The following is a 23,291-nucleotide window of genomic DNA, read 5'->3' on the forward strand; positions in this document are numbered from 1 at the left end:
AATATGATTGCTGCCGTGGCACGAGCAGCGACGACGTCGGACGCCTTCAACGCGATCGCCGAGCCGCAGCGCCGGGACATCCTGGCGCTGCTGCGGGCGGGTGAGCGGCCGGTGACCGATCTGGCCCGGGAGCTGGGGATGAGCCAGCCCGGCGCGTCCAAGCACCTGCGGGTGCTCCGCGAGGTGGGGCTGGTGCGGGTCCGTGAGGCGGGCAAGCAGCGCCTCTACGGCCTCGATGCCCGCGGGCTGCGGCCGGTCCACGAGTGGATCGGCGGATTCGAGCAGTTCTGGAGCGAGAGCTTCGACCGGCTGGACGCGTACGTGCGGGACCTCAAGGAGGATGACCGATGACGGAGGCAGATCGGGAGATCGTCATCTCGCGGGTGATCGACGCACCGCGGGAGCTGGTCTTCAAGGCGTTCACCGAGGTCCAGCACCTCTCCCGGTGGTGGGGCCCGTCCGGGTTCAGCACCACCACGCGCTCCTTCGAGTTCCACGCCGGCGGAGTCTGGGACTTCGTGATGCACGGGCCGGACGGCACCGACTACTCCGAGTGGATCACCTGGACCGAGATCGTCCCGCCGGAGCGGATCACGCTGCTGCACGGCGAGTTCCGCGACGACCCGAACGCCTTCGAGTCGATCCTGACCTTCGCCCCGGACGGCGTGGCGACCCAGATCGTGATGCGCACGGTGTTCCCCACGAGCGAGCTGCGCGACGAGGCCATCGAGAAGTACCACGCGATCGAGGGCGGCCGGCAGACCCTCGACAACCTGGCCGCCTACGTGGGCGAGATGATCCGGTGACGGTCTTCTTCAGCGTGGCGATGTCGCTGGACGGTTTCATCGCACCCCCGTCGATGCGGGGCATCCTCGCCACACCCGAGGAGCGGGCACAGGACCCTCGCCTCGACCGCTGGGTGGGGCAGTGGATGGAGCTGCATGCGTGGATGTTCCCGCTGCGTTTCTTCCGGGAGAACCTCAAGCTGGGCGATGGCGGCGAGGAGGGGCGGGACAACAACATCGCAAAGCAAACGTACGAGAGGACAGGCGCCAGCATCATGGGCAAGCGCATGTTCGACCTCGGTGAGCCGACGTGGCCCGAGGAGGCGCCCTTCCACACCCCGGTCTACGTCGTCACGCACACCGAGCGCGACCCGTGGGAGCGACCGGGCGGCACCACCTTCCACTTCGTCAACGACGGCATCAAGTCGGCCCTCGACCAGGCCCGCGAGGCCGCCGGCACCCGAGACGTCCGCATCGCGGGCGGCGCCGCGACGATCCTCGAGTACGTGAACGCGGGCCTGGTCGACGAGTTCTCGATCGCGCTGTCACCGGTGCTGCTCGGCGCGGGCACCCGCCTGTTCGACGGGGTGGACGAGTCCCGGGTCGCCCTGGAGCCGATCCGCTCGGAGCCGTCGCCGCGAGTTACGCACCTGACATACGCGGTGCGGCCGCGCTAGTTCACACCGTATCGTTGGGGTGTACCGTCCGACGTCGATGGCATCGTGCGCCGACAAGCACGTCACTCATGAATCTGGAACGCTTCCGCCCCGTCCGGTGAGGCCCGCCATCCGGGTCCGGACCCCGCAAGAAATCCGGTCGGCTCGGCGCCCCCGCCGGCACCGCTGCTGGGGCCACCTCATCGCAGCGCCTCTCTGGCCCATGCACGGCGCCAACCTCGGCACCCTGCTGCGCACCTGTGACGCCGTCGGCGCGTGCCTGGCGGTGCCACCGTTCGACTGGGTGGACCGGGCCCTCGCCCGCGGAAACACGCTTCGTCAGCCGACGTGCGTGCACCGCGTCGGCAGTCCGCTGCGCTGGCTCGCCGACGAACGCGCCGCAGGCACGAACATCCTCGGCGTGGAACTCGCCGACGAAGCGACAAGGCTCGCCGACCTGCCCACCGCCCAGCGCCGGACCGTCATGGTCCTCGGCCACGAAGCCACCGGCATCCCACCCGACGCCCTCGACCTACTCGACGGCGCGGTGGAGATCCCCATGATCGGCACCGGCGCCTGCCTCAACGTCGCCGTAGCCGGCTCACTGGTGCTGTACAAACTCGCCGGCCTGCTGTGACCCCAGGCCTGTTCAGTAGAGCCACCGATCGAGCACCCCGGGCCAGAACTGCCTCTCGTGGTCACCGTCGGCGATGGCTTCCGGGTCGACGGCTTCGATGCGGCGGAGCAGTTCGGCAAGCTCGGCGTGAGCCTGCTCCTCCGCCTCGTCACTCTCGTCCCAGCTGTCGATGACGGCTGACTCGGTCAGCCAGGTGCCGACCATGTGCAGCGAGCACAGCCATTGAGTGATCGAGGAGTTCACGAAGGAGCTCTCCCCGTGCCCGCCGGGCGACCACAGCCGAACCTCACCGGTTTCCGGCACGGCACCGTACTCCAAGGTCATGTCCGCGGGCCCGGCGTCGCGCCCCAGCCGGTACATCATCGGCGCGGCGCCGAACGAGACCTCACTGACGAAATCGTCGACCAACGGCACGCCACTGGAGATCAGCACGGCCTTCGCCGTCCCGGGGAGCAGCCACGCCGCCACCTCTGCCTCGGTCGCACGCAGGACACGGCCGGTGCCCGCCCACGACTCGAGTTCCGCCGTCGTCGGCGGCCTCAGCGGCTGATCGGGAACCACGCCGCATCCTTGCACGCCGCGCGGGTGGTGACGCTCGGGCTCGGCGGCGGGCACGCTATCCTGAGCGTCGCGCCCTCGTAGCTCAGGGGATAGAGCAACGGTTTCCTAAACCGTGTGTCGCAGGTTCGATTCCTGCCGGGGGCACCCAGGCCACAGTCTTGATCGGCTCGTTTGAGCTGGTCACATGGTGCGGTTCATGGCACGAATCCACCACGGCCAACGTCATGGCAGGTGGGTCCGGTGCCACGGGCCGCGACCCTGGCCGCATCGAGAAGCATCCCAGCGGTTCCCTTCGGGCGAAGGTCTACGCGGGTACCGATCCGTTGACCGGGCACCGGCGCGACCTGACCGAGCACGTGAGTCATGGTGCTTTGCGAGGACACCAGGCGGTGACGAAAGCGCAGCATCAACTCAGCAGTAGCCTTAACGTCTCGGCGAGTACCGCTATTGCTAAGAACATGATGGCGACCAGCTGAGCGAGAAGTGCTCTATTAACGTGACGCGACTTCGTTATGTTTCCGGCGCGGACAGTGGTTAAAGTCTTGACGTTCAGGCCGATGATAAGCCATCGCGCATCACCCGCCGACAAACCCCAGGCGTCATCCTCCCTAAGCGAGAGGATGCTACTCTCGTCAACGACGCTGTAGAAGCGGGAACGATTCGCCAATAGTGCGTAGAGCGAAGCGGTGGCCAAGAATAGAATGGCAAGCGCAAAGCTTGCAACTGCAATCGCTGTAGGTCGATATGTCGTCGGCCGAACCAGGGTAAGGGCCGCCAGGCCAGACAGGATGGTGACAAGCGTGCTGGACGAGGTTATTACTGTTATGCCGCGCTGATCTAGCATGACACGCCGCTCACGTTCTAGCTTAAGCTCCCCTGCGGCAAAGTCCGCGAAGATCAGCCCGGCTTCAGCGGAAGCCTCATTTTTTGGCGAAGTCAATTCGCGACCCTCACGAGAAAGACGACAGCGACAAGCAGGTTGGCTGCAACTAACGCCGTCAGGACTAAGAAAAGCGCCAACGTCACCTTGGAGCGTCGCACGTTCCTCTCGAACCAGTCAGCTAACACCAGCCGCGAGACCCGGCCAGGCAAGTGGGCCAAGATGAAACTTTTCATTCGCCAGAGGCGACTTTCCTGCTGAGCCGAAATCGCCGCGTAAGCCCGCTCAATGTTCATCCGATCCGACTGTCTTGCCGCGTCATAAAGACGTGCGAAGCTGGCCGAATCAACTGAGTCTGACATTTGTCTCATGTTGATCCTGCGCTCAATATCGTGGACGGTCCGACGATCAATACGCCCGACCGCCCTTGATGCCGCGTCGGGAGATTCGCCATGATCAGAATGTGCTGAGTCGGCCAAGTTGACCTCCTGGTTGCGCGTGCTTCATCACACGTACCAGTCAGAGTAGTTGACTGGTACGTGATTCAGAGTCCTGAAAATCTCGAATTGGTTGAGGGTTGTGGAATTCCACTCGACAACGCCCGACTGTCGCCGTAGGGCCTTCTGAAGCGACCACATGCGATCGGTAGGTGGTTCTTACGAGCCTCGGTCGCGGCCGCCGGCGGCCGAGGCCCAGAGGGCGCGAGCCGCCGTCTCGAGGCGGACGGTGAGTTCTCAAGGCTCGGAGCCACACGGTGCGACACCGTAGTTGCTGGTAGAAGCCACGGGGCGCCCGGTCATGGCCGTTCGGGCGCCTTCCTGTTCATGGCTGGCGGGATGGCCCAGCGCTGGGGCAATCGTTTGTGGCTGGATACTTGATTTCGGCGTGATTACGAGCCTAGTCTCCGAGCACAGCGGATCGCAATCGATTGCGATGCCTGCCGGAAGGAGTCCTCCTTTGACCGTTACCCTTCCTTCGCAGACGCCGTCCGAGCAGAGCGGGCGTGAGCTCTGGAGCGCGTTCATCGGTGGCGAGTGGGTGGCCGCTGAGGGCGGCGACACGTTCACCGTGCACGAGCCGGCGACCGGGCGGCCGATCGCGCGGGTTCTCGATACGCCGGCCGAGTTGGTCGACCGGGCGGTGGCCGATTCGCGGGAGGCCGGGAAGGCCTGGCGTGCGATGCCGCCGCGCGAGCGTGGGCGGCTCATGCGGCGGGTCGCGGCGAAGATTCGGGAGCATGCCGACGAGCTTGCCGACCTGGAGGCCCGTGAGGTGGGCAAACCTCGCCGGGATGCCTTCCGCTTCGACATCTCCTACAGCCACGCCGCGTTCGACTACTACGCCGGACTGGCCGACACGCTGCACGGCGAGATCATCGATCAGGGCCCGATCGAGGCCCGCGTGATCTACGAGCCGTACGGGGTGGTGGCCGCCATCCTGCCGTTCAACTGGCCGCCGATTCACTTCAGCAAGAAGTCCGCGCCCGCCCTCGCGGCCGGCAACACCGTCATCATCAAGCCGGGGGAGCAGGCGCCGCTGACCGTGCTGCGCCTGGTCGAGCTGGCCAACGAGGTGCTGCCTCCCGGTGTGCTGAACGCCGTCCCAGGGATCACGGCCGGGCCGGCGCTATCCACCCACCCTCGGGTCGAACGGATCACGTTCACCGGCGCCACCGTCACCGGGCAGCGGGTGCTGCGCAGCGCCGCCGAGAACCTCACGTTCGCGACGATGGAGCTGGGCGGCAAGAACGCGCTGCTGGTCCTGCACGACGCCGACCTCGACGTGGCCATCGACGTGGCGCTCGAAGGCATGTTCTACAACCAGGGTGAGGCCTGCACCTCCACCGCGCGGATCCTGGTACACGACTCGATCCACGACGAGTTCCTCGAGCGTTTCGCCCGGGCGGCCGAGCGGCTGGTCGTCGGCGACGGGCTCGATCCCGCGACCGACATCGGTGCGATGGTCGACGCGGCGCAGCGCGACAAGGTGCTGACGTACCTGAAGATCGGCCTGGAGGAGGGCGCGCGCCTGGTCACGCAGGGTGCGCTGCCGACCGATGAGCGGCTCAAGGACGGGTACTGGGTGGCGCCGACCGTGCTGGCCGACGTCACTCCGTCGATGACGCTGGCGCAGGAGGAGATCTTCGGGCCGATCGCGTGTGTCATGCGCTTCTCCGACGAGCAGGAGGCGATCGACATCTGCAACGACACCGCGTACGGGCTGACCGCGGCCCTGTGCACCGTTGACGAGGGCCGCGCATACCGGATCGCGCAGCAGCTCGAGGTCGGCATGGTGTTCGTCAACAACTACATGCGGCGTGCGTTCCTCGGCTCGCCGTTCGGCGGGCAGAAGGGCAGCGGGTTCGGCCGCGAGAACGCCATCGAGACCCTGCACGAGTTCGTCCGCTCCAAGAACATCCGCTTCCCGTCCGGCCGCGGTGTCATCCCGACCTGGCCACCCGTCGCATGACCGGCTGGAACCCGGTGCGCGTCGAGCCGCTGCCCGGGTCGGACAGCCCCGCGCACTACTACCTGGCGGAGACTCTTGACGGTCTCTACACGCCGTACGCTCTGCGCCTTCCACCCGGCGACGGACCGCACCCGTTCGTCTTCGTCGCCTACGGCAACGGGGGCGGCGGCATGGACTGGCTGCATGACCGGGTGCACCGGTTCCGGTACGTCACGGATGTGCTGCTCGAAGCCGGATACGCCTGTGCGTGGAGCCGCTATCGCACCGAGGTCGAGCTCGGTTACCAGACCGGAGGCGTGCTGCACACCGACGTACGGCAGGGGATGGACCTGATGAGCCGTGCGCCGCTGGAGTTCGAGGACGAGGTCGCCGTCCTGCGGCACGTCGCGAAGCTGCCGGCCGTCGACGGCGACCGGTTGTTCCACCTGGGCGTGAGCCACGCCGGCGAGATGTTGTTCAAGCTGCTCTCGCAGTACCCGGGGCTGCTCCGGGCGGGTGTCGCGGCAGAGCCGGCCTCGCACGAGTTGCTGACGCTGAAACTGGACGTCGAACAGGAGCACGGCCTGCGCGACATCGAGAGCCTCGAGATGCGCAGCACCGAGCGTGCCCGGCGGGCGATCACCGACCCGGACGAGGTCTCCCGGCGGCTCGACGGCGTCGACATCCCGGTGCTCGTGCTCGGCCGCGAGCAGGACGAACTGCAGGGGATCTTCCGGCTCACATACGAGTTGCTGGCGGCCAGGCGCGCCGACGCCGAGTGGCGTTCGTGGAGTCATGACGTGCACGGATACATCTACCCGGAGGGCGAGCCCGATGACGTCCAGCGAGAAGCCCTCGGGGCCATCGTCGAGTTCTTCAACAGATACCGCTGAAGCAGATACCGCTGTAACAGATACCGCTGATGTCGTCCTGATCGGCGCCGGCCACAACGGACTGGTCTGCGCCGGTTACCTCGCCGCGGCCGGGCTCCAGGTGCTCGTGCTCGAAGCAGCCGAACGGCCGGGCGGCAACACGATCACCGAGGAGCTGACCCTGCCGGGGTTCGCGCACGACTCGTGCTCGTCGGCGCACGTGCTGATCCAGTCGAACCCGCTGCTGGCCGACGACGAGCTGGGGCTGCTGTCGCGGTGGGGTCTGCAATACGTGCACACCGACCCGGCGGTGGTGCTGCCTCGCGCGGACGGTGAGACGATCACCGTGCATCGTGACCTGGACGCCACCGCCGACGAGATCGGCAAGTGGTCGGCGGCCGACGCGGCGGCGTTCCGCGAGCTCATCGGGGAGTGGAACGGCGGGCTCGCGGCTGTGCACGGCCGCTGGTCGTCGGGTTTCGAGCTGGGCGCGGGGGCGGCCGCTGACGCGTACCGGGAGTTGCGGTCCCGCTCGGCCTGGGACGTCATCCACGAGCGGTTCGAGCATCCGGCCGTCCGCGATCTGATGTTGTGGCTGTCCCTGGCGACGATCCAGGATCCGCGCCGTCCCGGCACCGGCGTGCTGCCGTCCTCGATCACTGCCGGTCGGCTGCGGTTCGGCTGGTCGACTCCGATCGGCGGGTCCGGCGCGCTGCCGGCCGCACTGATCCGCCTGCTCGAGGCCCATGGTGGCGCGGTCGTCTGCGGCGCCGCGGCCGAGCACATCGAGGTACGCGACGGCCGCGCGGTCGCCGTGCACACCGCCGACGGCCGCCGGTTCGCTGCCCGCCGCGCCGTGATCGCCGGCAGCCACCTGGCTCGTCTGCCCGACATGCTCGACTCGGTGCCGGATGATCTGGCCACGGCCCGCGACGCGTGGCGTCCCGGGCTGAGCGTCTTCGCCGTGCACGCCGCGCTGCGCGGCGACCTCTCCACGCGATCGGCCGCGGCCGGTCTGGGCAGCACCGACGGCATCGCCCGTCAGCTCGACGCGTTCGCCCGGGGCGAGACCGACGCCACCGACCCGTGGCTGCTGGTGGTCAACCAGAGCGTCGTCGACGCGACCCGGGCGCCCGGCGACGCCGGCACCTTCAAGATCCTGACAATCGCGCCCTGGGACCGGTCCGACGGCCGGCCCTGGTCGGAGGCCAAACACGAGTTCGCCGAGCAGATCGTGCAGCGGGTCCGCGAGCGTGTCGGCGGCCTGGAACCGGACGACATCCTCGCGCTGCGTGCCGAGTCGCCCCGCGACGTGGCCGCACACAACACCCACAACCTGGGCGGTTCGTGTCACGGCGGCGAGTTCCAGCTGCCCGGAGGGGAGTGGCTGGTCGGCTGGCCCGACTACGACACGGGGGTCGGCGGCCTGTTCCTGACCGGCTCGACCAGTCACCCCGGCGGCAGCGTCAGCGGCCGTCCGGGCCGCAACAGCGCCCGCAAGGTGCTTTCCGACCTGGGCCTGGACCCGGCGACCGTGATGGGGTCGCGCTAGCGGCTGAGGGGTGGTGCGGTGGAGGAGCGCACCACCAGCGACGGCGCCAGCAGGATCGACCGGGCGTGCCGATCCGGCTCCTCGATCGTGTCCAGGAGCAGCCGGGCGGCCTCGACCCCGATGTCGTACTGCGGGATGGCGACGGTGCTCAGCGGCGGCCGCATCTTGTCCAGGAACGGCATCTCGTTGAAGCCGATCACGCTCATGTCGTCGGGGCAGTGCAGGCCGCGCTCGGCGAAGACGTCGTAGCAGCCCAGCGCGATCAGGTCGTTCCCGGCCACGATCGCGGTGAACGTCGTGCCCGAGTCGAGGAGCTTGCGCAGGGCGATCGCCCCCTCGCTCTCCGACCAGTAACCGCACTCGACGGTGAGCGCCGCGTCGTTGACCAGCCCGTGGTCGAGCAGCGCGTTCCGGAACGCGCGGGCCCGGCTCACCCCGGTCGACGTGCCCTGTGGGCCGGCCAGGTGGGCGATGCGGGTGTGGCCCTGCTCGACCAGGTGCGCGACCGCGAGGCCGATCCCGGTGTCGTCGTCCGCGGTCACCGACGGAAGGTCCAGGCCGTCCACCCTCCGGTTCACCAACACCATCGGTACGCCCTGCGCGTGCAACTGGACGAGCAGCGGATGGTTTCGCCGGGCCGTGGCGACGATCAGTCCCTCGACCTGCCGGGAGCGCAGCGACTCGATCTGCGTCTCCTCCCGATCCGGGTCGTTGTCGGTGTTGACGATCCACGCGTTGTAGCCGGCGGCGTTGAGCACGTCCTCGATGCCGCGCACGATCGGCGGGAACAGCGGGTTGGTCAGGTCGGGGATGACCAGGCCGATCGTGCTGCTGCGGGCGGTCTTGAGGCTGCGGGCGATCGGGTTGGGCTGGTAGCCGATCGACTCGGCGGCGCGCAGCACCTTGCGCGCCGTCTCCGCGTTGACCTGCGGTCGGGTCAGCGGGTTGAGCGCACGCGAGGCGGTTGCGGGATGCACTCCGGCGATCAGTGCGACGTCGCGGAGCGTCGGCGTGGTCACCCGTCCGATTTTAGGGGTGCCCATGTGAGCCTCCGGCTGCCGGGACGGTGGGACGCCAGCGTGCGCGAGCCACGGTGGCGAGGATGCCCAGCGGGACGGCCGCGACAGCCAGGGCCGCGTACACGGTGCCATAGCTCCCGGCGTCGGCCGGTCCCGCCAGCAGCGCCGCCGCCAGCGCGCTGCCGGCGAACAGCGACCCGGCGAACCCGGAGACGACGGTCGCCCGGGCCGACGGCAGCACCTCGGTCGCCCAGGTCTGCAGCGAGGAGTGCATGGCGGCCCAGGCCACGCCGATCAGCGTGGCCGCCGCGGTGGCCGTCGCGACGTGCTGCGAGAACGCGGCCAGCGCGCACCCGGCCACGGCGGCGCAGGCCCCGACGGCGATCAGGCGCCACACCGGCCAGCGGCGTGACAGCCGGCCGGTGACCGGGGCGAAGATGAGCACCGCGACGCCGTACACCGCGGTGACCGCGCCGGCGACCGCCGGGCTGACCCCGGTGGACTCGACGGCGGGCGGCAGCAGGGTGATCGCGCCGAGCAGCACGCCGCCCTCGACGAGCGCGAGCAGCAGCACCAGCCGGGTCGACCCGGAGCGCGCCACCCGGCCGAGCGGGGCCAGCGGGCTCTCCCGTGGCCGTTCGACAGCCGGCTCGGGCAGCCCGCGCAGCAGCACGGCCAGGACGAGCGCGCCGATCGCGGAGACCACGAACGCCGCCCGCCAGCTGATCACCTGGGCCAGCGCGCCGGCGCCGACCGACGCGATCGCGGTGCCCACCGCAACGCCGACCATCAGGTTCGTGACCTCGGTCTGCCGCCGCGGGCCGGGGACGGTGTCGCCGATGTAGATCAGGCTCGCCGGCACGGCGGCGCTGAACGCCGCCCCGGCCAGCGCACGGGTCACGCCGAGCTGGGTCACGTCCGCGACCGCCGCCGACGCGCCGGTGGCCAGAGCCGCGACGGTCAGCGTGATCCGCAGCGTGCGTACCCGGCCGAGCCGGTCGGAGACGATGCCCCAGACCGGCTGCATCAGCCCGTACGCGAGGAAGTAGAGGCTCGCCGTGTGGACCACCGAGGCCAGCGGGACCCCGAGCGCTCGCGCCATGATGATCAGCATCGGCGGCATCAGGAACCGGTCCGTGGTGCTGACGAATGTGGTGATCTGGAGCAGCCGCAGCGACCGGCGGCTGGGACCGGTCATGTGAGCGCCGCGGACAGCGGGTCGCCGTCCAGTGCCGGGCCGAACCGGCGGCGCAGGCCGACCAGCGTGCGCAGGGACTCCCGGTCGACCACGCCGTCCGGCACGAGTCCCTCGGCCGGTGTCCGCAGCCGTTGCAGGTAGCGCTCGGCCAGTGGCCGGTCGAGGCCGAGGGCCGCCGTCGCCTCGTCGGCGACGAGCTGGTCGTGCCGGCCGCCGGTGATCTCGGCGGCGACCGCGGTGAGCGCGGACGCCAGGCCGGTGACCGGTGCCGGGTCGAGTGCGGCCAGAACGGTGCCGAGGTAGGGGTGGCAGACCTCGGAGGCCCGGGCCAGGGCACGGAATCCGGCGGCTTCCGCGAGCAGTTCGTTGCCGGCGTTGAGCATGGTGGCGTCGCACTCTCCGGCCAGCAGCGCTTGCAGCCGCTTCGGTGTCGAGCCGAGGGCGATCACCTCGTAGTCGCCCCGGCGCAGCCCGAGAGACTCGGCCAGCGCGTACATCGCGAAGGCGAATCCGGAGCCGGGGACGTCGACGGCCAGCCGCGCGCCGCGCAGGTCGTCGCGGTTGCTGTAGAGGGCCAGGCCCATGCCGCGGTCGACGGCGGCGACCATCTCGGCCCCGGCGTGTTCGCCGAGCGGGTTGACCGGGCTGTACCGGTAGGCCAGGACGTTGTCCGGGCTGGTCAGGACCGCGTCGTAGCGACCGTCGATCAGCGCGCGGAACTGTGCCGGTGACGACGGGACGAGCTCTTCGACCACATCGGACTCGAGGCGGCCGAGCCGGCGCGCGACACGCAGGAGCACTGACGGGGTGAACGAGCCGAGCCGGACGATGGTCGTCATGGCAGGAGCGTAACCGCAACCGATTGCAGCGCAACAGACCTTGATTTATCCGCTTGCGAGCTGCTTCTATTCGCACTCTTGACACGTGCGTAACATCACGTACATCCTGACTTCGCAAACGATTGCGGCCTGTCTCCCCGGAGCCGACCCCGCCGGGGAGATCCTCGAAGTGGAGGGCCTTGATGATCGAAAAATCCGTCTCCCGACGTTCTGTCCTCGCCGCCTTACTCGTCAGCGCCATCGGCATCGGCATGACCGGCTGCGGTTCCCGCCCGTCCGAGAAAGCCGCCGAACAAACCGACAAACCCCTGGTCATAGGCATCTCGCTGCCACTGACCGGCGACTTCTCCCAGCCCGGCACCGAAGCGAAGCGCGGGTACGAGGTCTGGGCCGACCAGATCAACAAGTCCGGCGGGCTGCTCGGCCGCCAGGTCCAGCTCAAGATCGTCGACGACGCCAGCAACCAGGACACCGTCGTCAGCGACTACACCAAGCTGATCACGCAGGACAAGGTCGACCTGCTGCTCGGCACGTTCTCCTCGCTGCTCAACTTCCCGGCCTCGGCCGTCGCGGAGAAGAACGGCATGGTCTTCGTGGAGCCGGCCGGCGGCGCGCCGAACATGTTCAACCGCGGATTCAAATACCTGTTCTTCGCACAGCCGGCCACCGCGCCGCACCAGGCCGACGTGTTCGTCGACTGGATCAAGTCGCTGCCCGAGGACCAGAGGCCCAAGACCGCGGCGTACCCGATGCAGGACGACCCGTTCGCGGCGCCGGTCATCCAGAGCATGCAGAAGCAGCTCGAGGCGCTCGGGGTGCAGACGGTGTACAGCGAGCTCTACCCGCCGGACACCACGAACTTCCAGTCGATCGCGAGCCAGATGGCCGCCAAGAAGCCCGACCTGATCGCACAGGGCGCGGTGTTCGAGGACGGGGTCGGTCTGGTCCGCTCGCTCAAGCAGCTCGACTACTCGCCCAAGATGCTGTTCCAGACGTCCGCGCCCAGCAACGCCGGGCAGTACAGCTCGGGTGTCGGGGTGGAGAGCACCGAGGGCATCTTCTACACGGTCAGCTGGCACCAGGACGCCAAGACGCCGAAGAACACCGACTTCGTGGCCGGCTACAAGGCGATGTTCGCGAACGCGGACCCGGCCGAGGACGCAGCCGACGCGTACGCGGCGGCCGAGGTGCTGGCGGCGGCGACCACCGCGGTCGGCGCGGTCGATCAGGTCAAGATCCGTGACTGGCTGCACGCCAACACGGTGGAGACCATCCTGGGCCCGCTGGCCTGGGAGGAGACCGGCGAACCGAAGGGGAAGTTCCTCCTCGGGCAGTGGCAGTCCGGCAAGGCTCAGGTGGTGGCGCCGGCCGAAGCGGCCACGTCCCAGACGATCGTGAACCCCAAGCCCGACTGGAAGTGATGGCATGGCCCAGTTCGTCCAGGCGATAGCACTCGGCGTTCTGATCGGCGGCATCTACGCCCTGATGGCCTCCGGCCTGACGCTGATCTTCGGTGTGCTTCGGATAGTCAACATCGCCCAGGGTGCCTTTCTGATCCTGGTCGCAACGCTCACCTGGTGGTTGTGGCGCACGCTCGGGCTCGACCCGATCCTCGCCTCGGTCATCACCGCCCCGCTGATGTTCGGCCTGGGGTGGCTGCTCTACCGGTTCGTGGTCTCCCGCATCCGAGGCCAGGCGGCGTCGATGTCGGTGCTGCTGACCTTCGGGTTGGCGCTGGTCATCGAGGGCTCCCTGAGCATCGTGACGGGCAACCGGTTCCGGTCGGCCACCCCGGCGTATTTCGAGCAGAGCTTCCGGGTGGGTGACGTGCTGCTGCCCAAGGCACAGGTCTACGGCTTCCTCGCCGCGGTCGTGGTGCTGGGCGTGCTCTATCTGGTGCTCACCCGTACCTGGACCGGCCGGGCCATCCGGGCCACCTCGCAGAACCCGTCAGCAGCGTCGCTGGTCGGGATCGCCGCGGCGGCCACCGCGGCGCTGGCGTTCGCGCTGGGCAGTGCGAGCGCCGGCGTCGGCGGGTCGATCCTGTCGGTGCTCTACCCGTTCTTCCCGGCGTCGCACTACGACTGGATCTCCCGGCTGCTCGGCATCGTGGTGCTGGGCGGGATGGGCAGTCTGCCCGGCGCGCTTGTCGGGGCGCTGGTGCTCGGCCTGGCCGAGACATTGACGGCAACCTACGGGTCGTTGCAGTGGTCGACGCTCGTCTTCTACCTCGTGATCATGGCGGTGTTGCTGGTTCGGCCGCAGGGCCTGTTCGGCGCACGGCTGCGGGAGGACGCCGTATGAACGTCATCCGAAGGGTTCCCCGCCAGCACCTGATCGCCGGCATCGTGCTGCTCGCACTGGTCCTGTACCCGGTGATCAACCCCTGGCAGCCGTACCCCCAAGGGGTCTTGCTGATGATGTTCCTGCTGGCCGTCCAGGCCGCGAGCTGGAACCTCATCTCCGGCTACGCCGGTTACATCTCGCTCGGGCACAGCATGTTCCTCGGCGTCGGCGCCTACACAGCGGCGATCATCGCCCTGCACACCGGTGTGAACCCGCTGTGGGTCGCTCCGATCGGCGGCGTCACGGCGGTCCTGATCGCGGTCGCGTTCGGGTCGGTGGTGCTGCGTACCCGGGGGCACGCGTTCGTCATCATCACGATCGCGCTGCTGCTGTCGGCGCAGATCGTGGCGACGAACTGGAAATCGCTGACCAACGGCTCCGACGGCATCACCCTCGAACTGCCGTTCTGGAGCGCCGACTTCCAGAACATCCCGTTCTACTACGCGTTCCTCTTCCTGCTGGTGCTGACCGTGCTGTTCAGCGCCTGGATCGCGCGCACCAAGTTCGGCACCGGCCTCGTCGCGATCCGCGAGGACGAGGGAAAAGCAGCCTCGATCGGCGTCAACACCACAATCTTCAAGATCCTTGCGTACGGGGCCAGCAGCTTCTTCATCGGCGTGGCCGGCGGTGTGTACGCGTACTACCAGACGTTCCTGAACCCGGTCGGCTCGTTCGCCATCCTCGGCAGCGTGCTGATCGTGCTCTCGGCGCTGCTCGGCGGGCGCGGCACGCTGTACGGCCCGGTGCTGGGTGCGTTCATCGTCAGCCTGGTCAACGAGGCGGCCACCGTCTACGGCGGTAGCTCGCAGTCGAGGGTGCTGATCCTCGGCCTGATCCTGGTCGCGGTGGTGCTGTTCCTGCCGGCCGGGCTGCTGCCGACGATCGAGGCGGCCTGGCGCAAGCGGCACCCGGTGAAGGTCGAGTACACCGACCAGATCGGCGCGCTGTCGCACAACATCGCGGTGGTGCGGGAACGAGTACCGGAGGCCAGACCCGGGCCGTTGCTCGAGGTGCGGGGCGTCACCAAGCGCTTCGGTGGACTCACCGCGGTCGACAACGCGGACCTCACCGTCGAGCAGGGATCGATCACCGCGCTGATCGGCCCGAACGGCTCCGGCAAGACCACTCTGTTCAACCTGATCACCGGCGGCATGCCGGCCGACGCCGGCGCGATCACGTTCAACGGCAAGCGGATCGAGAAGCTGCCGCCGTGGACCCGCGGGCATCTGGGGCTGGGCCGCACCTTTCAGGTGACCCGGCTGTTCAAGGAGATGACGGTGCTGCAGAACGTGGTGGCGCCGCAGCCCGACGCGAAGCTGCGCACCATGCTGGCCGACGCGGTCAGCGGAACCGAGGCCGCCCGGGCCCGGGAACTGCTGAACATCGTCGGGCTGGGCAGCTTCGAGCAGCAGAAGGCCGGAGCGCTCTCGTACGGCCAGCAGAAGCTGGTCGAACTGGCCCAGGTGCTGATGCTCGAACCGCAGCTGATCCTGCTCGACGAACCGGCCGGCGGGGTCAATCCGAGCCTGCTGGGCCGGCTCACCGAAGTGATCCGCGAACTGAACCGCGGCGGCATCACGTTCCTGATCGTCGAGCACAACATCCCGCTCGTGCTGGACCTGTGCGACCCGGTCCACGTGTTCGCCCGTGGCACCTGCATCGCCTCCGGGCCGCCAGCGCAGATCCGCAACGATCCGCTGGTGCTCGAGGCGTACCTCGGCGACGACTGGAGGCCGCAGAATGCTCACGCTTAAGGACGTCACGGCCGGATACGGCGGCGGCAACGTGTTGCAGGGCGTCGACCTGCACTGCGCGGCGAACACGGTGACCTGCATCGTCGGCCCGAACGGGGCGGGCAAGTCCACGGTGCTCAAGGTGATCAGCGGGCTGCTGAAGTGCCGGACCGGCTCGATCGAGATGGCCGGTACCCGCACCGACGGGCTGCCGCCCGAGCGGGTGCTGGCCCTCGGGGTCACCCAGGTGCCGCAGTCGCAGGCACTGTTCCCCGGCATGTCGGTGCGGGAGAACGTGCTGCTCGGCGGGTATCTGATCAGGCGCGACCGGAAACTGCTGGCGCAACGCTTCGACGCGGTCCGCGAACGCATCCCGATCGTCGCCGAGCGGGCCGGTGACAACGCCGGCAACCTCTCCGGCGGGCAGCGCCGGATGGTGGAGATCGCCCGCTGCCTGATGCTCGACCCGCGCCTGCTGCTGCTCGACGAACCGTCGCTCGGCCTCGACCCCAGGAGCATGGCCGGCGTGGCCGATCTGATCCAGAGCCTCAACGCCGCCGGCACCACGGTGCTCCTCGTCGAGCAGAACGTGCGGCTCGGACTCGGCCTGGCCACGCACGGCGTGGTGATGGAGGGCGGCAAGGTCCGGCTGGTCGGCACCGCCGCCGAGGTCCGCGACCACCCCGAGATGGCTTCGCTCTACCTGGGCGGCACGACGCCCGCACCGTCCGCCTCCTGATCCGTTTTACAAGGAGTAGATGAACATGGCAGACAACGACCTCACCGTCGGCTGGATCGGCGCGGGCCGGATGGGCGCCGCCATGGCGATCCGGCTGGCCCGGGCCGGAGTGGCCCCGGCCGTCTGGAATCGCACCCGCTCCAAGGCGGAGGCGACCGTCGAGCACGGGTGCTCGGTGGCCTCCCGGGTCGCCGACCTGCGCGATCGGGATGTGGTGTTCACGATGGTGTCCACCTCGTCGGACCTGCACGCGGTCCTGCTGGGTGACGACGGCCTGCTCGCCGATCCGTCCCGGCTGCCCGGGATGGTGGTGGACTGCTCGACCGTGTCCACCGAGGCCTCGGAGCATGTCCGGGCCGAGTGCCTGGCCAGGGGAGTCGCCTTCCTGGCCGCGCCGGTCAGCGGGAACGGCAAGGTGGTCAAGGCCGGCAAGCTGAGCATCGCCGTCTCCGGCCCGTTCGACGCCTACCAGCGGGTCGAGCACCTGCTGGGCTACATCGGGCGCTCGGTGACGTACGTGGGCGAGGGCGACGTGGCCCGGCTCGTCAAGATCTGCCACAACCTGATGCTCGGTGTGGTGACCCAGTGCATGGCCGAGGTCACGGTCCTGGCCGAGCAGGGCGGGGTGTCGCGGGCGGCGTTCCTGGCGTTCCTGAACGACAGCGTGATGGGCTCGGTGTTCACCCGGTACAAGTCACCGGCGTTCGTCAACCTCGACTACACGGCCACGTTCACCCCGCTGCTGCTGCGCAAGGACTTCGACCTCGGCCTGGCCGCCGGTCACGAGCTGAACGTGCCGATGCCGCTGGCCGCGCTGACCGCCCAGCTGGTGCAGCAGACCGTGTCGAGCGGCCGGGTCACCGAGGACTTCGCGATCCTGCTGGACCAGCAGGCGGCCGCCGCGGGCGTGACCCTGAAGCCCGAGGACGTCCAGGTCGACGACGGGCTCTCGGCATGAGCCGCCCGATCCCCGCGCCGGGGCACATGGCCGTCGACTACGAGGAGCGGGTCGACTTCGACCGGCTGCGCCGGTACCGCCTCGATCGCGCCCAGAAAGCCCTGGCCGGTTCCGAGTGCGGCGCCTTCCTGCTGTTCGACTTCTACAACATCCGGTACACGACGCAGACCTGGATCGGCGGTGCGCTCGGCGACAAGATGACCCGCTACGCACTGCTGACCCGGGGCGCCTCGCCGGTGCTGTGGGACTTCGGGTCGGCCGCCCGGCACCACAGGCTCTACGCGCCGTGGCTTGACCCGGACGACTGCCGGGCCGGGATGCTCGGGATGCGCGGCGCGATCGCCCCGTCGGCCGGCCTGATGGTGTCGGCGGTCCGGGAGATCAAGGGCATGCTGACCGACGCCGGCCTGGCCGACCAGCCCGTCGGCGTGGACATCGTCGAACCCGCGTTCCTGTTCGAGATGCAGCGGCAGGGTCTGCGGGTCGTCGACTGCCAGCAGCTCATGCTGGACGCCCGGCTGATCAAGTCGAACGACGAGATCATGCTGCTGAACCAGGCCGCGGCCATGGTCGACGGCGTCTACCAGGACATCGTCGAGGTGCTCAAGCCGGGCATCCGGGAGAACGAGATCGTGGCGCTGGCCAACAAGCGGCTCTACGACATGGGCTCCGACCAGGTCGAGGCGATCAACGCGGTGTCGGGAGAACGGTGCAACCCGCACCCGCACAACTTCTCCGACCGCATCATCCGCCCGGGAGACCAGGCGTTCTTCGACATCATCCACTCGTACAACGGCTACCGGACCTGCTACTACCGCACGCTCTCGGTGGGCCGCTCGACCGCGTCGCAGCGTGCGGCGTACGCCAAGGCCCGGGAGTGGATGGACGCGGCGATCGCTGTCGTCCGTCCCGGCGTGGGCACCGACGAGATCGCGGCGGTGTGGCCGAAGGCCACCGAGTTCGGCTTCGAGAACGAGATGGCGGCGTTCGGCCTGCAGTTCGGCCACGGGCTGGGGCTGGGCCTGCACGAACGGCCGATCATCTCGCGGCTCAACAGCATGACCGAGCCGGTCGAGCTGCAGGTCGGCATGGTGTTCGCCCTCGAGACGTACTGCCCAGCCAGCGACGGCTTCTCGGCCGCCCGGATCGAGGAGGAGGTCGTGGTGACCGCCGACGGGCCGCGCATTCTCACCCTGTTCCCGGCCGAGGACCTGGTCGTCGCCAACCCGTACTAGGAGTTTCTGTGCAGACGGACCTGTTCATCGGCGGCAAGTGGGTGCCCGCGGCCGGCCGATTCGACGTGCTGGACCCGGCGACCGGCGAGGTGATCGCGTCGGTCGCCGACGGCGACGAGACAGACGCGATCGCCGCGGTGGAGGCGGCGGCGGGTGCGGGCCCGGCTTGGTCCGCGACACCTCCGAGGGTACGAGCGGAGGTGCTCCGTAAGGCTTTCGAGCTGATGACGGAGCGGGCGAGCGAGCTGGCGCACCTGATCAGCCTGGAGAACGGCAAGGCGCTGACCGACGCCCGTGGCGAGGTGGCGTACGCGGCGGAGTTCTTCCGCTGGTACGCCGAGGAGGCCGTGCGGGGTGAGGGGACGGTGGTGACCGCGCCGTCGGGCGCCAACCGGATCCTCGTCGTGCGGCAGCCGGTCGGGGTGTGCGTGCTGGTCACGCCGTGGAACTTCCCGGCCGCGATGGCCACCCGCAAGATCGGGCCGGCGCTGGCGGCCGGTTGCACGGTGATTCTCAAACCGGCCAGCGACACTCCGCTGACCGCCCTGGCGATGGCCGAGATCCTGGCCGAGGCCGGCGTTCCGGCCGGCGTGGTGAACGTACTGCCGTCGCGCAGCTCGGGCCGGGTCGTCTCGGCGATGCTGCACGACCCGCGCGTACGCAAGGTGTCGTTCACCGGGTCGACCGAGGTGGGCCGGATTCTTCTCGCGCAGGCCGCCGACAACGTCGTCAACACGTCGATGGAGCTGGGCGGCAACGCGCCGTTCCTGGTCTTCGAAGACGCCGACCTGGACTCCGCGGTCGACGGGGCGATGGTGGCGAAGATGCGCAACGCGGGGGAGGCCTGTACGGCCGCCAACCGCTTCTACGTCCACGAGTCGGTCGCCGCCGACTTCGCGTCGCGCCTGGCCACGCGGATGGCGGCGCTGCGGGTGGGCCCGGGAACGTCACCCGGGACCGAGGTCGGCCCACTGGTCAACGAGGACACAGTGGGCAAGGTGGACGGGCTCGTCCGGGACGCGCTGGCCGCCGGAGCTGTGGCTGCCACCGGTGGCGCGCGGCCGGACGGGCCCGGCTACTACTACCCGCCCACGGTCCTGACCGGTGTGGCACCGGACGCGGCGATCCTGCGCAAGGAGATCTTCGGCCCGGTGGCGCCGATCGTCACGTTCGGCTCGGAGGCCGAGGCGGTCGCGATGGCCAACGACACCGAGTACGGCCTGGTGGCGTACGTCTACACCACCGACCTGGCCCGTGGCCTGCGGGTGAGCGAGGCGATCGAGGCCGGGATGATCGGGTTGAACCGGGGGCTCGTCAGCGACCCGGCCGCGCCGTTCGGCGGGGTCAAGCAGAGCGGGGTGGGCCGGGAGGGCGGCCACGAGGGCATGCTGGACTACCTCGAGTCGAAATACATCGCCGTCACCTGGTGACGTTCTTCTCGAACACCTCGGGATGACGCAGGAGTTCGATGCGGGTCCGCCGGATGTGCCCGGCCAGCAGGCGGCCCGCGTCGACCTCGTCGCGCCGCTCGACCGCGTCGATCAGCAGGCGGTGCTCGGCGTTCACCACCCAGCGCCGGCTCGGCCCGGTGATCTGCATGAACGCCCGCCGATAATACTGCGTCGAGTTCCACAGCCGGGTCACCGTGGTGGTCAGCTGGTCGATCGCGCAGGCGCTGTAGGTGCGCAGGTGGAACTCCCGGTCCAGCGTCAGGAAGCGCTCGACGTCGACGCCGCTCTCGATCTCGTCCTGGATCTCGTCGAGCCGTACCAGATCGGTGGGGGCGAGCAGCGGCAGACTCTCGCCGAGTGCGAGTGGTTCGAGCTGCTCACGCATCCGGTACATGACGTCGACCTCGTGCATCGACAGCCAGGGCACCCGGGCGCCCTTGTTCGGCTCGTGCTCGACCAGGCCCTCGGCCGCGAGCATCTGCAGCGCCTCGCGTACCGGTAGCCGGCTGGCGCCGAGCTGCTGGGCGACGTCCTCCTGGCGGACGCGCTCGCCCGGGGCGATGGCGCCGCCGAGGATGGCGCGGCGCAGATGGTCGGCGACGCGCTGGGTGGCGACGGTCATTTTCTCTCGTTCCGGAAGAAGGCCCGGCCGTGCGGGTAGGACACCAGCTCGAACTGCATGCCCCATGGTGCCAGGAAGTAGATCCACCGCTGGCCCTCGTGCGGCCCGCGGCTCGAGGTCGGCTCCCCGCAGACGGTGACGCCGTGCTCGCGCAGGTGGGCCACCGCCGCGTCGAGGTCGTCGACGTAGAGCGCGACGTGGTGGCCGCCGACATCGCTGTTGCGCGGTGGCTCGGTGCGCCGATCCGGTGCGGTGTACGCGAACACCTCGAAAATCGCCTGGTCGCCGAGCCGGAAGAACCGGTTCTCCGGGATGGTCGCGCGCGGGTGCACGTTGAGGTGGTCGGCCATCCACGAGCCGTCGTCGGCGAACGGGCCCAGCGAGTACAGGTACTCACAGCCGAGCACGTCGACGAGGAACGCCTGCGCCTCGTCGAGGTCGGGCACCGTGAAGCCGACGTGGTCGAGCCGCCGCAGTCCTGGCAGTCCCATCCGCACACCTCCTCAAGTATGGATCCAATTCAGCCTACATTTGCGTCGGAGAACCTGACAGGGCTAGCGATTGGATCCAATCAGTGGCAGTCTGGCCTCCATGCCGGACCGTCAGCCGTTGCACCCCGACGCACCCTGGACCGAGATCGCCGCCACCGACGCCGACTGGGACGCGGCCGATCCCGAGCTGCTCGCCGCGATGTTCCACCAACTCGTGCTCATCCGCGCCTTCGAGGAATACGTGCTGGAGCTGGCCGGTGCCGGCCTCGTGCACGGCCCGGCGCACTCCAGCATCGGGCAGGAGGGCGGCGCGGTCGGCTCGGTCCTCGCGCTCGCGCCGGGTGACGCGGTGAACGGCTCGCACCGGGGCCACCACCAGTTCCTCGCCAAGGCGCTGCAGCACGTCGCGCCCAAGGGCTTCGACCTGACCGCCGAGGTGTCCGCCGAGATCCACACCGTGCTCCTGCGCACGCTGGCCGAGATCTGCGGCCTCGACCGCGGTTACAGCCACGGCCGGGGCGGCTCGATGCATCTGCAGTGGAAGGAGGCCGGTGCGATGGGCACCAACGCGATCGTCGGCGGCGGTGTCCCGCTCGCGGCCGGCTTCGCCTGGGCCGCCCGGCAGGCCGCCACCGACGCGGTCGCGGTGACCTACTTCGGCGACGGCGCCGCCAACATCGGGTCCACCCTGGAGTCGTTCAACCTGGCCGCCGCCTGGCGGCTCCCGGTGTGCTTCTTCGTGGAGAACAACCAGTACGCGGTCTCCACCAGCGTTGCCGAGGCCACCGGCGAGCCCCGGCTCTCGGCCCGTGGCCCCGGGTTCGGCATCGCGAGCTGGCGGGTCGACGGGATGGATCCACTCGCGGTCCACCTGGCGATGCGGGAGGCGGTCGCCCACATGCGCGACGGACACGGCCCGGCCCTGGTCGAGGCCGACACATACCGGTATTTCCACCAGAACGGACCGTTCCCCGGCAGCGCCTTCCGCTATCGCGACCGGGAGGAGGAGGCCCGCTGGCGCGAGCGCGACCCGATCGACCTGACCGCCCGGCACATGATCCGCCGCGGCCTGCTCACCGAGGAGGCGCGCGCCGCGGCGGTGGCCGGGGCGCGGGCGGCCATGGACCGGGCCGGCGAGACACTGCTCGAGGCGCTGCCCGGCGGCAAACCCGGCGAGCGCCGGATCCGCCCGGCCGAGTGGCCCGACCCCGCGTTCGTCGACGTCGGCGTCCGCGGCGACCTGAGCGAGCTCGACGGCGCCCGGATGGCCGACGACGGCATCGCGATCCGCGAGACCAAGTTCATCGACGCCGTCGCCGAGGTGATGCGCCGCCGGATGGAGACCGATGATCGCATCGTCGTGATGGGTGAGGACGTGCACCGCCTCAACGGCGGCACCAACGGCGCCACGAAGGGCCTGGCGGCCGCCTTCCCCGGCCGCATCCTCGGCACCCCGATCAGCGAGAACGCGTTCACCGGCCTGGCCGGCGGCATCGCGCTCGACGGCCGGTTCCGCCCGGTGGTCGAGTTCATGTACGCGGACTTCATGTGGGTCGCCGCCGACCAGCTGTTCAACCAGGTCGGCAAGGCCCGGCACATGTTCGGCGGGGACGGCCCGGTGCCGTTCGTGCTGCGCAGCAAGGTGGCCACCGGCACCGGGTACGGGTCACAGCACTCGATGGACCCGGCCGGCATCTTCGCGACCGCTCCCGGCTGGCGGATCGTCGCGCCGTCCAACCCGTACGACTACGTGGGCCTGATGAACACGGCCCTGCGGTGCGAGGACCCGGTCGTCGTGCTCGAACACGTCGACCTCTACAACAGCACCGGCGACGGCCCGGTCGACGACTACGACTATCACCTGCCGGTCGGGCGGGCGGCGGTGCGGCGTACCGGTGCGGCGGTCACCGTCATCGCGTACCTCTCCATGGTCGCGGAGGCACTCGCCGCCGCCGAGGAAACCGGGGTCGACGCCGAGGTGATCGACCTGCGGTGGCTCGACCGGGCCAGCCTCGACTGGGAGACCGTCGGCGCCAGCATCCGCAAGACCAATCGCATCCTCGTCGTCGAGCAGGGCCCAATCGGTACCTCGTACGGCGGGTGGCTGGCCGACGAGATCCAGCGCCGCTTCTTCGACTGGCTGGACGCCCCGATCCAGCGGGTCACCGGCGGGGAGGCGTCACCCAGCATCAGCAAGGCCCTCGAACGTGCGGCCATCGCCCGCCGCGAGGAGATCGCGACCGCCCTGCGGCACATCGAGGAGGTCTGA

At 69.3% G+C, this 23,291-nt stretch carries 23 protein-coding genes and 1 tRNA gene; 16 read left to right on the forward strand and 8 right to left on the reverse strand.

Annotated features, from left to right (window positions below):
* The first annotated feature begins 15 nt into the window (after nucleotides 1–15).
* The 4 genes from AB0M02_RS06790 (at nucleotide 16) to AB0M02_RS06805 (ending at nucleotide 2,078) form a co-directional block, all read left to right on the forward strand.
* Entirely contained in the window at nucleotides 16–351 is a 336-nt protein-coding gene (locus tag AB0M02_RS06790) for a metalloregulator ArsR/SmtB family transcription factor (protein ID WP_364222773.1), read from the forward strand.
* Nucleotides 348–806 carry an SRPBCC family protein gene (locus AB0M02_RS06795; protein ID WP_364222776.1) on the forward strand — a complete coding sequence of 153 codons (459 nt, stop codon included), beginning with the start codon at nucleotides 348–350 and terminating at the stop codon, nucleotides 804–806. The genes AB0M02_RS06790 and AB0M02_RS06795 overlap by 4 nt, the downstream gene beginning before the upstream one ends.
* A complete protein-coding gene (locus AB0M02_RS06800) occupies nucleotides 803–1,462 on the forward strand; it encodes a dihydrofolate reductase family protein (protein WP_364222779.1) in 660 nt (219 codons plus the stop codon). Before AB0M02_RS06795 ends, AB0M02_RS06800 begins: the two co-directional genes overlap by 4 nt.
* A gap of 202 nt (nucleotides 1,463–1,664) precedes the next feature.
* A complete protein-coding gene (locus AB0M02_RS06805) occupies nucleotides 1,665–2,078 on the forward strand; it encodes a TrmH family RNA methyltransferase (RefSeq protein WP_364222782.1) in 414 nt (137 codons plus the stop codon).
* A gap of 12 nt (nucleotides 2,079–2,090) precedes the next feature.
* Here AB0M02_RS06805 and AB0M02_RS06810 read toward each other — a convergent pair whose 3' ends face one another.
* Nucleotides 2,091–2,639, reverse strand: a complete 549-nt coding sequence (locus AB0M02_RS06810) for an SUKH-4 family immunity protein (protein WP_364222785.1) — start codon at nucleotides 2,637–2,639, stop codon at nucleotides 2,091–2,093.
* A gap of 71 nt (nucleotides 2,640–2,710) precedes the next feature.
* Here AB0M02_RS06810 and AB0M02_RS06815 point away from each other — a divergent pair.
* Nucleotides 2,711–2,783, forward strand: a tRNA-Arg gene (locus tag AB0M02_RS06815).
* A 262-nt stretch (nucleotides 2,784–3,045) separates the two neighbouring features.
* Here AB0M02_RS06815 and AB0M02_RS06820 read toward each other — a convergent pair.
* The gene (locus AB0M02_RS06820; protein WP_364222788.1) at nucleotides 3,046–3,579 is read right to left on the reverse strand and encodes a hypothetical protein; all 534 of its coding nucleotides are present in this window, start codon (nucleotides 3,577–3,579) and stop codon (nucleotides 3,046–3,048) included.
* Entirely contained in the window at nucleotides 3,576–3,998 is a 423-nt protein-coding gene (locus AB0M02_RS06825) for a hypothetical protein (protein ID WP_364222790.1), read from the reverse strand. Before AB0M02_RS06825 ends, AB0M02_RS06820 begins: the two co-directional genes overlap by 4 nt.
* A 478-nt stretch (nucleotides 3,999–4,476) precedes the next feature.
* On the opposite strand from AB0M02_RS06825, the gene AB0M02_RS06830 reads away from it, so the two are divergent.
* From AB0M02_RS06830 to AB0M02_RS06840, 3 genes are read left to right on the forward strand one after another with little or no spacing between them, the layout of a single operon-like run.
* Nucleotides 4,477–5,988, forward strand: a complete 1,512-nt coding sequence (locus tag AB0M02_RS06830; RefSeq protein WP_364222793.1) for an aldehyde dehydrogenase family protein — start codon at nucleotides 4,477–4,479, stop codon at nucleotides 5,986–5,988.
* Nucleotides 5,985–6,860, forward strand: a complete 876-nt coding sequence (locus AB0M02_RS06835; protein WP_364222796.1) for a hypothetical protein — start codon at nucleotides 5,985–5,987, stop codon at nucleotides 6,858–6,860. Before AB0M02_RS06830 ends, AB0M02_RS06835 begins: the two co-directional genes overlap by 4 nt.
* Nucleotides 6,802–8,391, forward strand: a complete 1,590-nt coding sequence (locus AB0M02_RS06840; RefSeq protein WP_364222799.1) for an NAD(P)/FAD-dependent oxidoreductase — start codon at nucleotides 6,802–6,804, stop codon at nucleotides 8,389–8,391. Before AB0M02_RS06835 ends, AB0M02_RS06840 begins: the two co-directional genes overlap by 59 nt.
* On the opposite strand, the gene AB0M02_RS06845 is transcribed toward AB0M02_RS06840, so the two are convergent.
* From AB0M02_RS06845 to AB0M02_RS06855, 3 genes are read right to left on the reverse strand one after another with little or no spacing between them, the layout of a single operon-like run.
* The gene (locus tag AB0M02_RS06845; protein ID WP_364222802.1) at nucleotides 8,388–9,410 is read right to left on the reverse strand and encodes a LacI family DNA-binding transcriptional regulator; all 1,023 of its coding nucleotides are present in this window, start codon (nucleotides 9,408–9,410) and stop codon (nucleotides 8,388–8,390) included. The two genes, AB0M02_RS06840 and AB0M02_RS06845, sit on opposite strands and share 4 nt — an antisense overlap.
* Nucleotides 9,411–9,420: 10 nt before the next feature.
* Nucleotides 9,421–10,608, reverse strand: coding sequence for an MFS transporter (locus AB0M02_RS06850; RefSeq protein WP_364222805.1), 1,188 nt, complete (start codon nucleotides 10,606–10,608; stop codon nucleotides 9,421–9,423).
* Complete coding sequence (locus AB0M02_RS06855) at nucleotides 10,605–11,447, reverse strand: PhnD/SsuA/transferrin family substrate-binding protein (protein WP_364222808.1); 843 nt, start codon at nucleotides 11,445–11,447, stop codon at nucleotides 10,605–10,607. The genes AB0M02_RS06850 and AB0M02_RS06855 overlap by 4 nt, the downstream gene beginning before the upstream one ends.
* A 182-nt stretch (nucleotides 11,448–11,629) precedes the next feature.
* Between AB0M02_RS06855 and AB0M02_RS06860 the strand changes: the two genes are divergently transcribed.
* From AB0M02_RS06860 to AB0M02_RS06890, 7 genes are read left to right on the forward strand one after another with little or no spacing between them, the layout of a single operon-like run.
* Nucleotides 11,630–12,868, forward strand: a complete 1,239-nt coding sequence (locus tag AB0M02_RS06860; protein ID WP_364222811.1) for an amino acid ABC transporter substrate-binding protein — start codon at nucleotides 11,630–11,632, stop codon at nucleotides 12,866–12,868.
* Nucleotides 12,869–12,872: 4 nt separating this feature from the next.
* On the forward strand, nucleotides 12,873–13,751 hold the full coding sequence (locus tag AB0M02_RS06865) for a branched-chain amino acid ABC transporter permease (protein ID WP_364222814.1): 879 nt from the start codon (nucleotides 12,873–12,875) through the stop codon (nucleotides 13,749–13,751).
* Nucleotides 13,748–15,547 (forward strand): branched-chain amino acid ABC transporter ATP-binding protein/permease, encoded by a 1,800-nt coding sequence (locus AB0M02_RS06870; RefSeq protein ID WP_364222817.1) that lies wholly within the window; start codon nucleotides 13,748–13,750, stop codon nucleotides 15,545–15,547. The genes AB0M02_RS06865 and AB0M02_RS06870 overlap by 4 nt, the downstream gene beginning before the upstream one ends.
* Complete coding sequence (locus AB0M02_RS06875) at nucleotides 15,534–16,265, forward strand: ATP-binding cassette domain-containing protein (RefSeq protein WP_364222820.1); 732 nt, start codon at nucleotides 15,534–15,536, stop codon at nucleotides 16,263–16,265. Before AB0M02_RS06870 ends, AB0M02_RS06875 begins: the two co-directional genes overlap by 14 nt.
* A gap of 25 nt (nucleotides 16,266–16,290) precedes the next feature.
* Nucleotides 16,291–17,223, forward strand: a complete 933-nt coding sequence (locus tag AB0M02_RS06880; protein WP_364222823.1) for an NAD(P)-dependent oxidoreductase — start codon at nucleotides 16,291–16,293, stop codon at nucleotides 17,221–17,223.
* On the forward strand, nucleotides 17,220–18,458 hold the full coding sequence (locus AB0M02_RS06885) for a Xaa-Pro peptidase family protein (protein ID WP_364222826.1): 1,239 nt from the start codon (nucleotides 17,220–17,222) through the stop codon (nucleotides 18,456–18,458). Before AB0M02_RS06880 ends, AB0M02_RS06885 begins: the two co-directional genes overlap by 4 nt.
* 8 nt (nucleotides 18,459–18,466) lie before the next feature.
* Nucleotides 18,467–19,888 carry an NAD-dependent succinate-semialdehyde dehydrogenase gene (locus AB0M02_RS06890; RefSeq protein ID WP_364222829.1) on the forward strand — a complete coding sequence of 474 codons (1,422 nt, stop codon included), beginning with the start codon at nucleotides 18,467–18,469 and terminating at the stop codon, nucleotides 19,886–19,888.
* On the opposite strand, the gene AB0M02_RS06895 is transcribed toward AB0M02_RS06890, so the two are convergent.
* Nucleotides 19,878–20,531, reverse strand: coding sequence for a GntR family transcriptional regulator (locus tag AB0M02_RS06895; RefSeq protein WP_364222832.1), 654 nt, complete (start codon nucleotides 20,529–20,531; stop codon nucleotides 19,878–19,880). The genes AB0M02_RS06890 and AB0M02_RS06895 overlap by 11 nt on opposite strands.
* Complete coding sequence (locus AB0M02_RS06900) at nucleotides 20,528–21,022, reverse strand: VOC family protein (protein ID WP_364222835.1); 495 nt, start codon at nucleotides 21,020–21,022, stop codon at nucleotides 20,528–20,530. Before AB0M02_RS06900 ends, AB0M02_RS06895 begins: the two co-directional genes overlap by 4 nt.
* Nucleotides 21,023–21,122: 100 nt before the next feature.
* On the opposite strand from AB0M02_RS06900, the gene AB0M02_RS06905 reads away from it, so the two are divergent.
* Nucleotides 21,123–23,291, forward strand: a complete 2,169-nt coding sequence (locus tag AB0M02_RS06905; RefSeq protein WP_364222838.1) for a thiamine pyrophosphate-dependent enzyme — start codon at nucleotides 21,123–21,125, stop codon at nucleotides 23,289–23,291.

This window comes from Actinoplanes sp. NPDC051861 (genome assembly GCF_040681145.1).
Lineage (GTDB): Bacteria > Actinomycetota > Actinomycetes > Mycobacteriales > Micromonosporaceae > Actinoplanes.

Coding starts and splice junctions, on each gene's coding strand:
- AB0M02_RS06795 (WP_364222776.1), top strand. CDS start 348: ATGACGGAGGCAGATCGGGAGATCGTCATCTCGCGGGTGATCGACGCA.
- AB0M02_RS06805 (WP_364222782.1), top strand. CDS start 1,665: ATGCACGGCGCCAACCTCGGCACCCTGCTGCGCACCTGTGACGCCGTC.
- AB0M02_RS06835 (WP_364222796.1), top strand. CDS start 5,985: ATGACCGGCTGGAACCCGGTGCGCGTCGAGCCGCTGCCCGGGTCGGAC.
- AB0M02_RS06840 (WP_364222799.1), top strand. CDS start 6,802: ATGACGTCCAGCGAGAAGCCCTCGGGGCCATCGTCGAGTTCTTCAACA.
- AB0M02_RS06850 (WP_364222805.1), bottom strand. CDS start 10,608: ATGACCGGTCCCAGCCGCCGGTCGCTGCGGCTGCTCCAGATCACCACA.
- AB0M02_RS06855 (WP_364222808.1), bottom strand. CDS start 11,447: ATGACGACCATCGTCCGGCTCGGCTCGTTCACCCCGTCAGTGCTCCTG.
- AB0M02_RS06860 (WP_364222811.1), top strand. CDS start 11,630: ATGATCGAAAAATCCGTCTCCCGACGTTCTGTCCTCGCCGCCTTACTC.
- AB0M02_RS06865 (WP_364222814.1), top strand. CDS start 12,873: ATGGCCCAGTTCGTCCAGGCGATAGCACTCGGCGTTCTGATCGGCGGC.
- AB0M02_RS06870 (WP_364222817.1), top strand. CDS start 13,748: ATGAACGTCATCCGAAGGGTTCCCCGCCAGCACCTGATCGCCGGCATC.
- AB0M02_RS06875 (WP_364222820.1), top strand. CDS start 15,534: ATGCTCACGCTTAAGGACGTCACGGCCGGATACGGCGGCGGCAACGTG.
- AB0M02_RS06880 (WP_364222823.1), top strand. CDS start 16,291: ATGGCAGACAACGACCTCACCGTCGGCTGGATCGGCGCGGGCCGGATG.
- AB0M02_RS06885 (WP_364222826.1), top strand. CDS start 17,220: ATGAGCCGCCCGATCCCCGCGCCGGGGCACATGGCCGTCGACTACGAG.
- AB0M02_RS06895 (WP_364222832.1), bottom strand. CDS start 20,531: ATGACCGTCGCCACCCAGCGCGTCGCCGACCATCTGCGCCGCGCCATC.
- AB0M02_RS06900 (WP_364222835.1), bottom strand. CDS start 21,022: ATGGGACTGCCAGGACTGCGGCGGCTCGACCACGTCGGCTTCACGGTG.
- AB0M02_RS06905 (WP_364222838.1), top strand. CDS start 21,123: ATGCCGGACCGTCAGCCGTTGCACCCCGACGCACCCTGGACCGAGATC.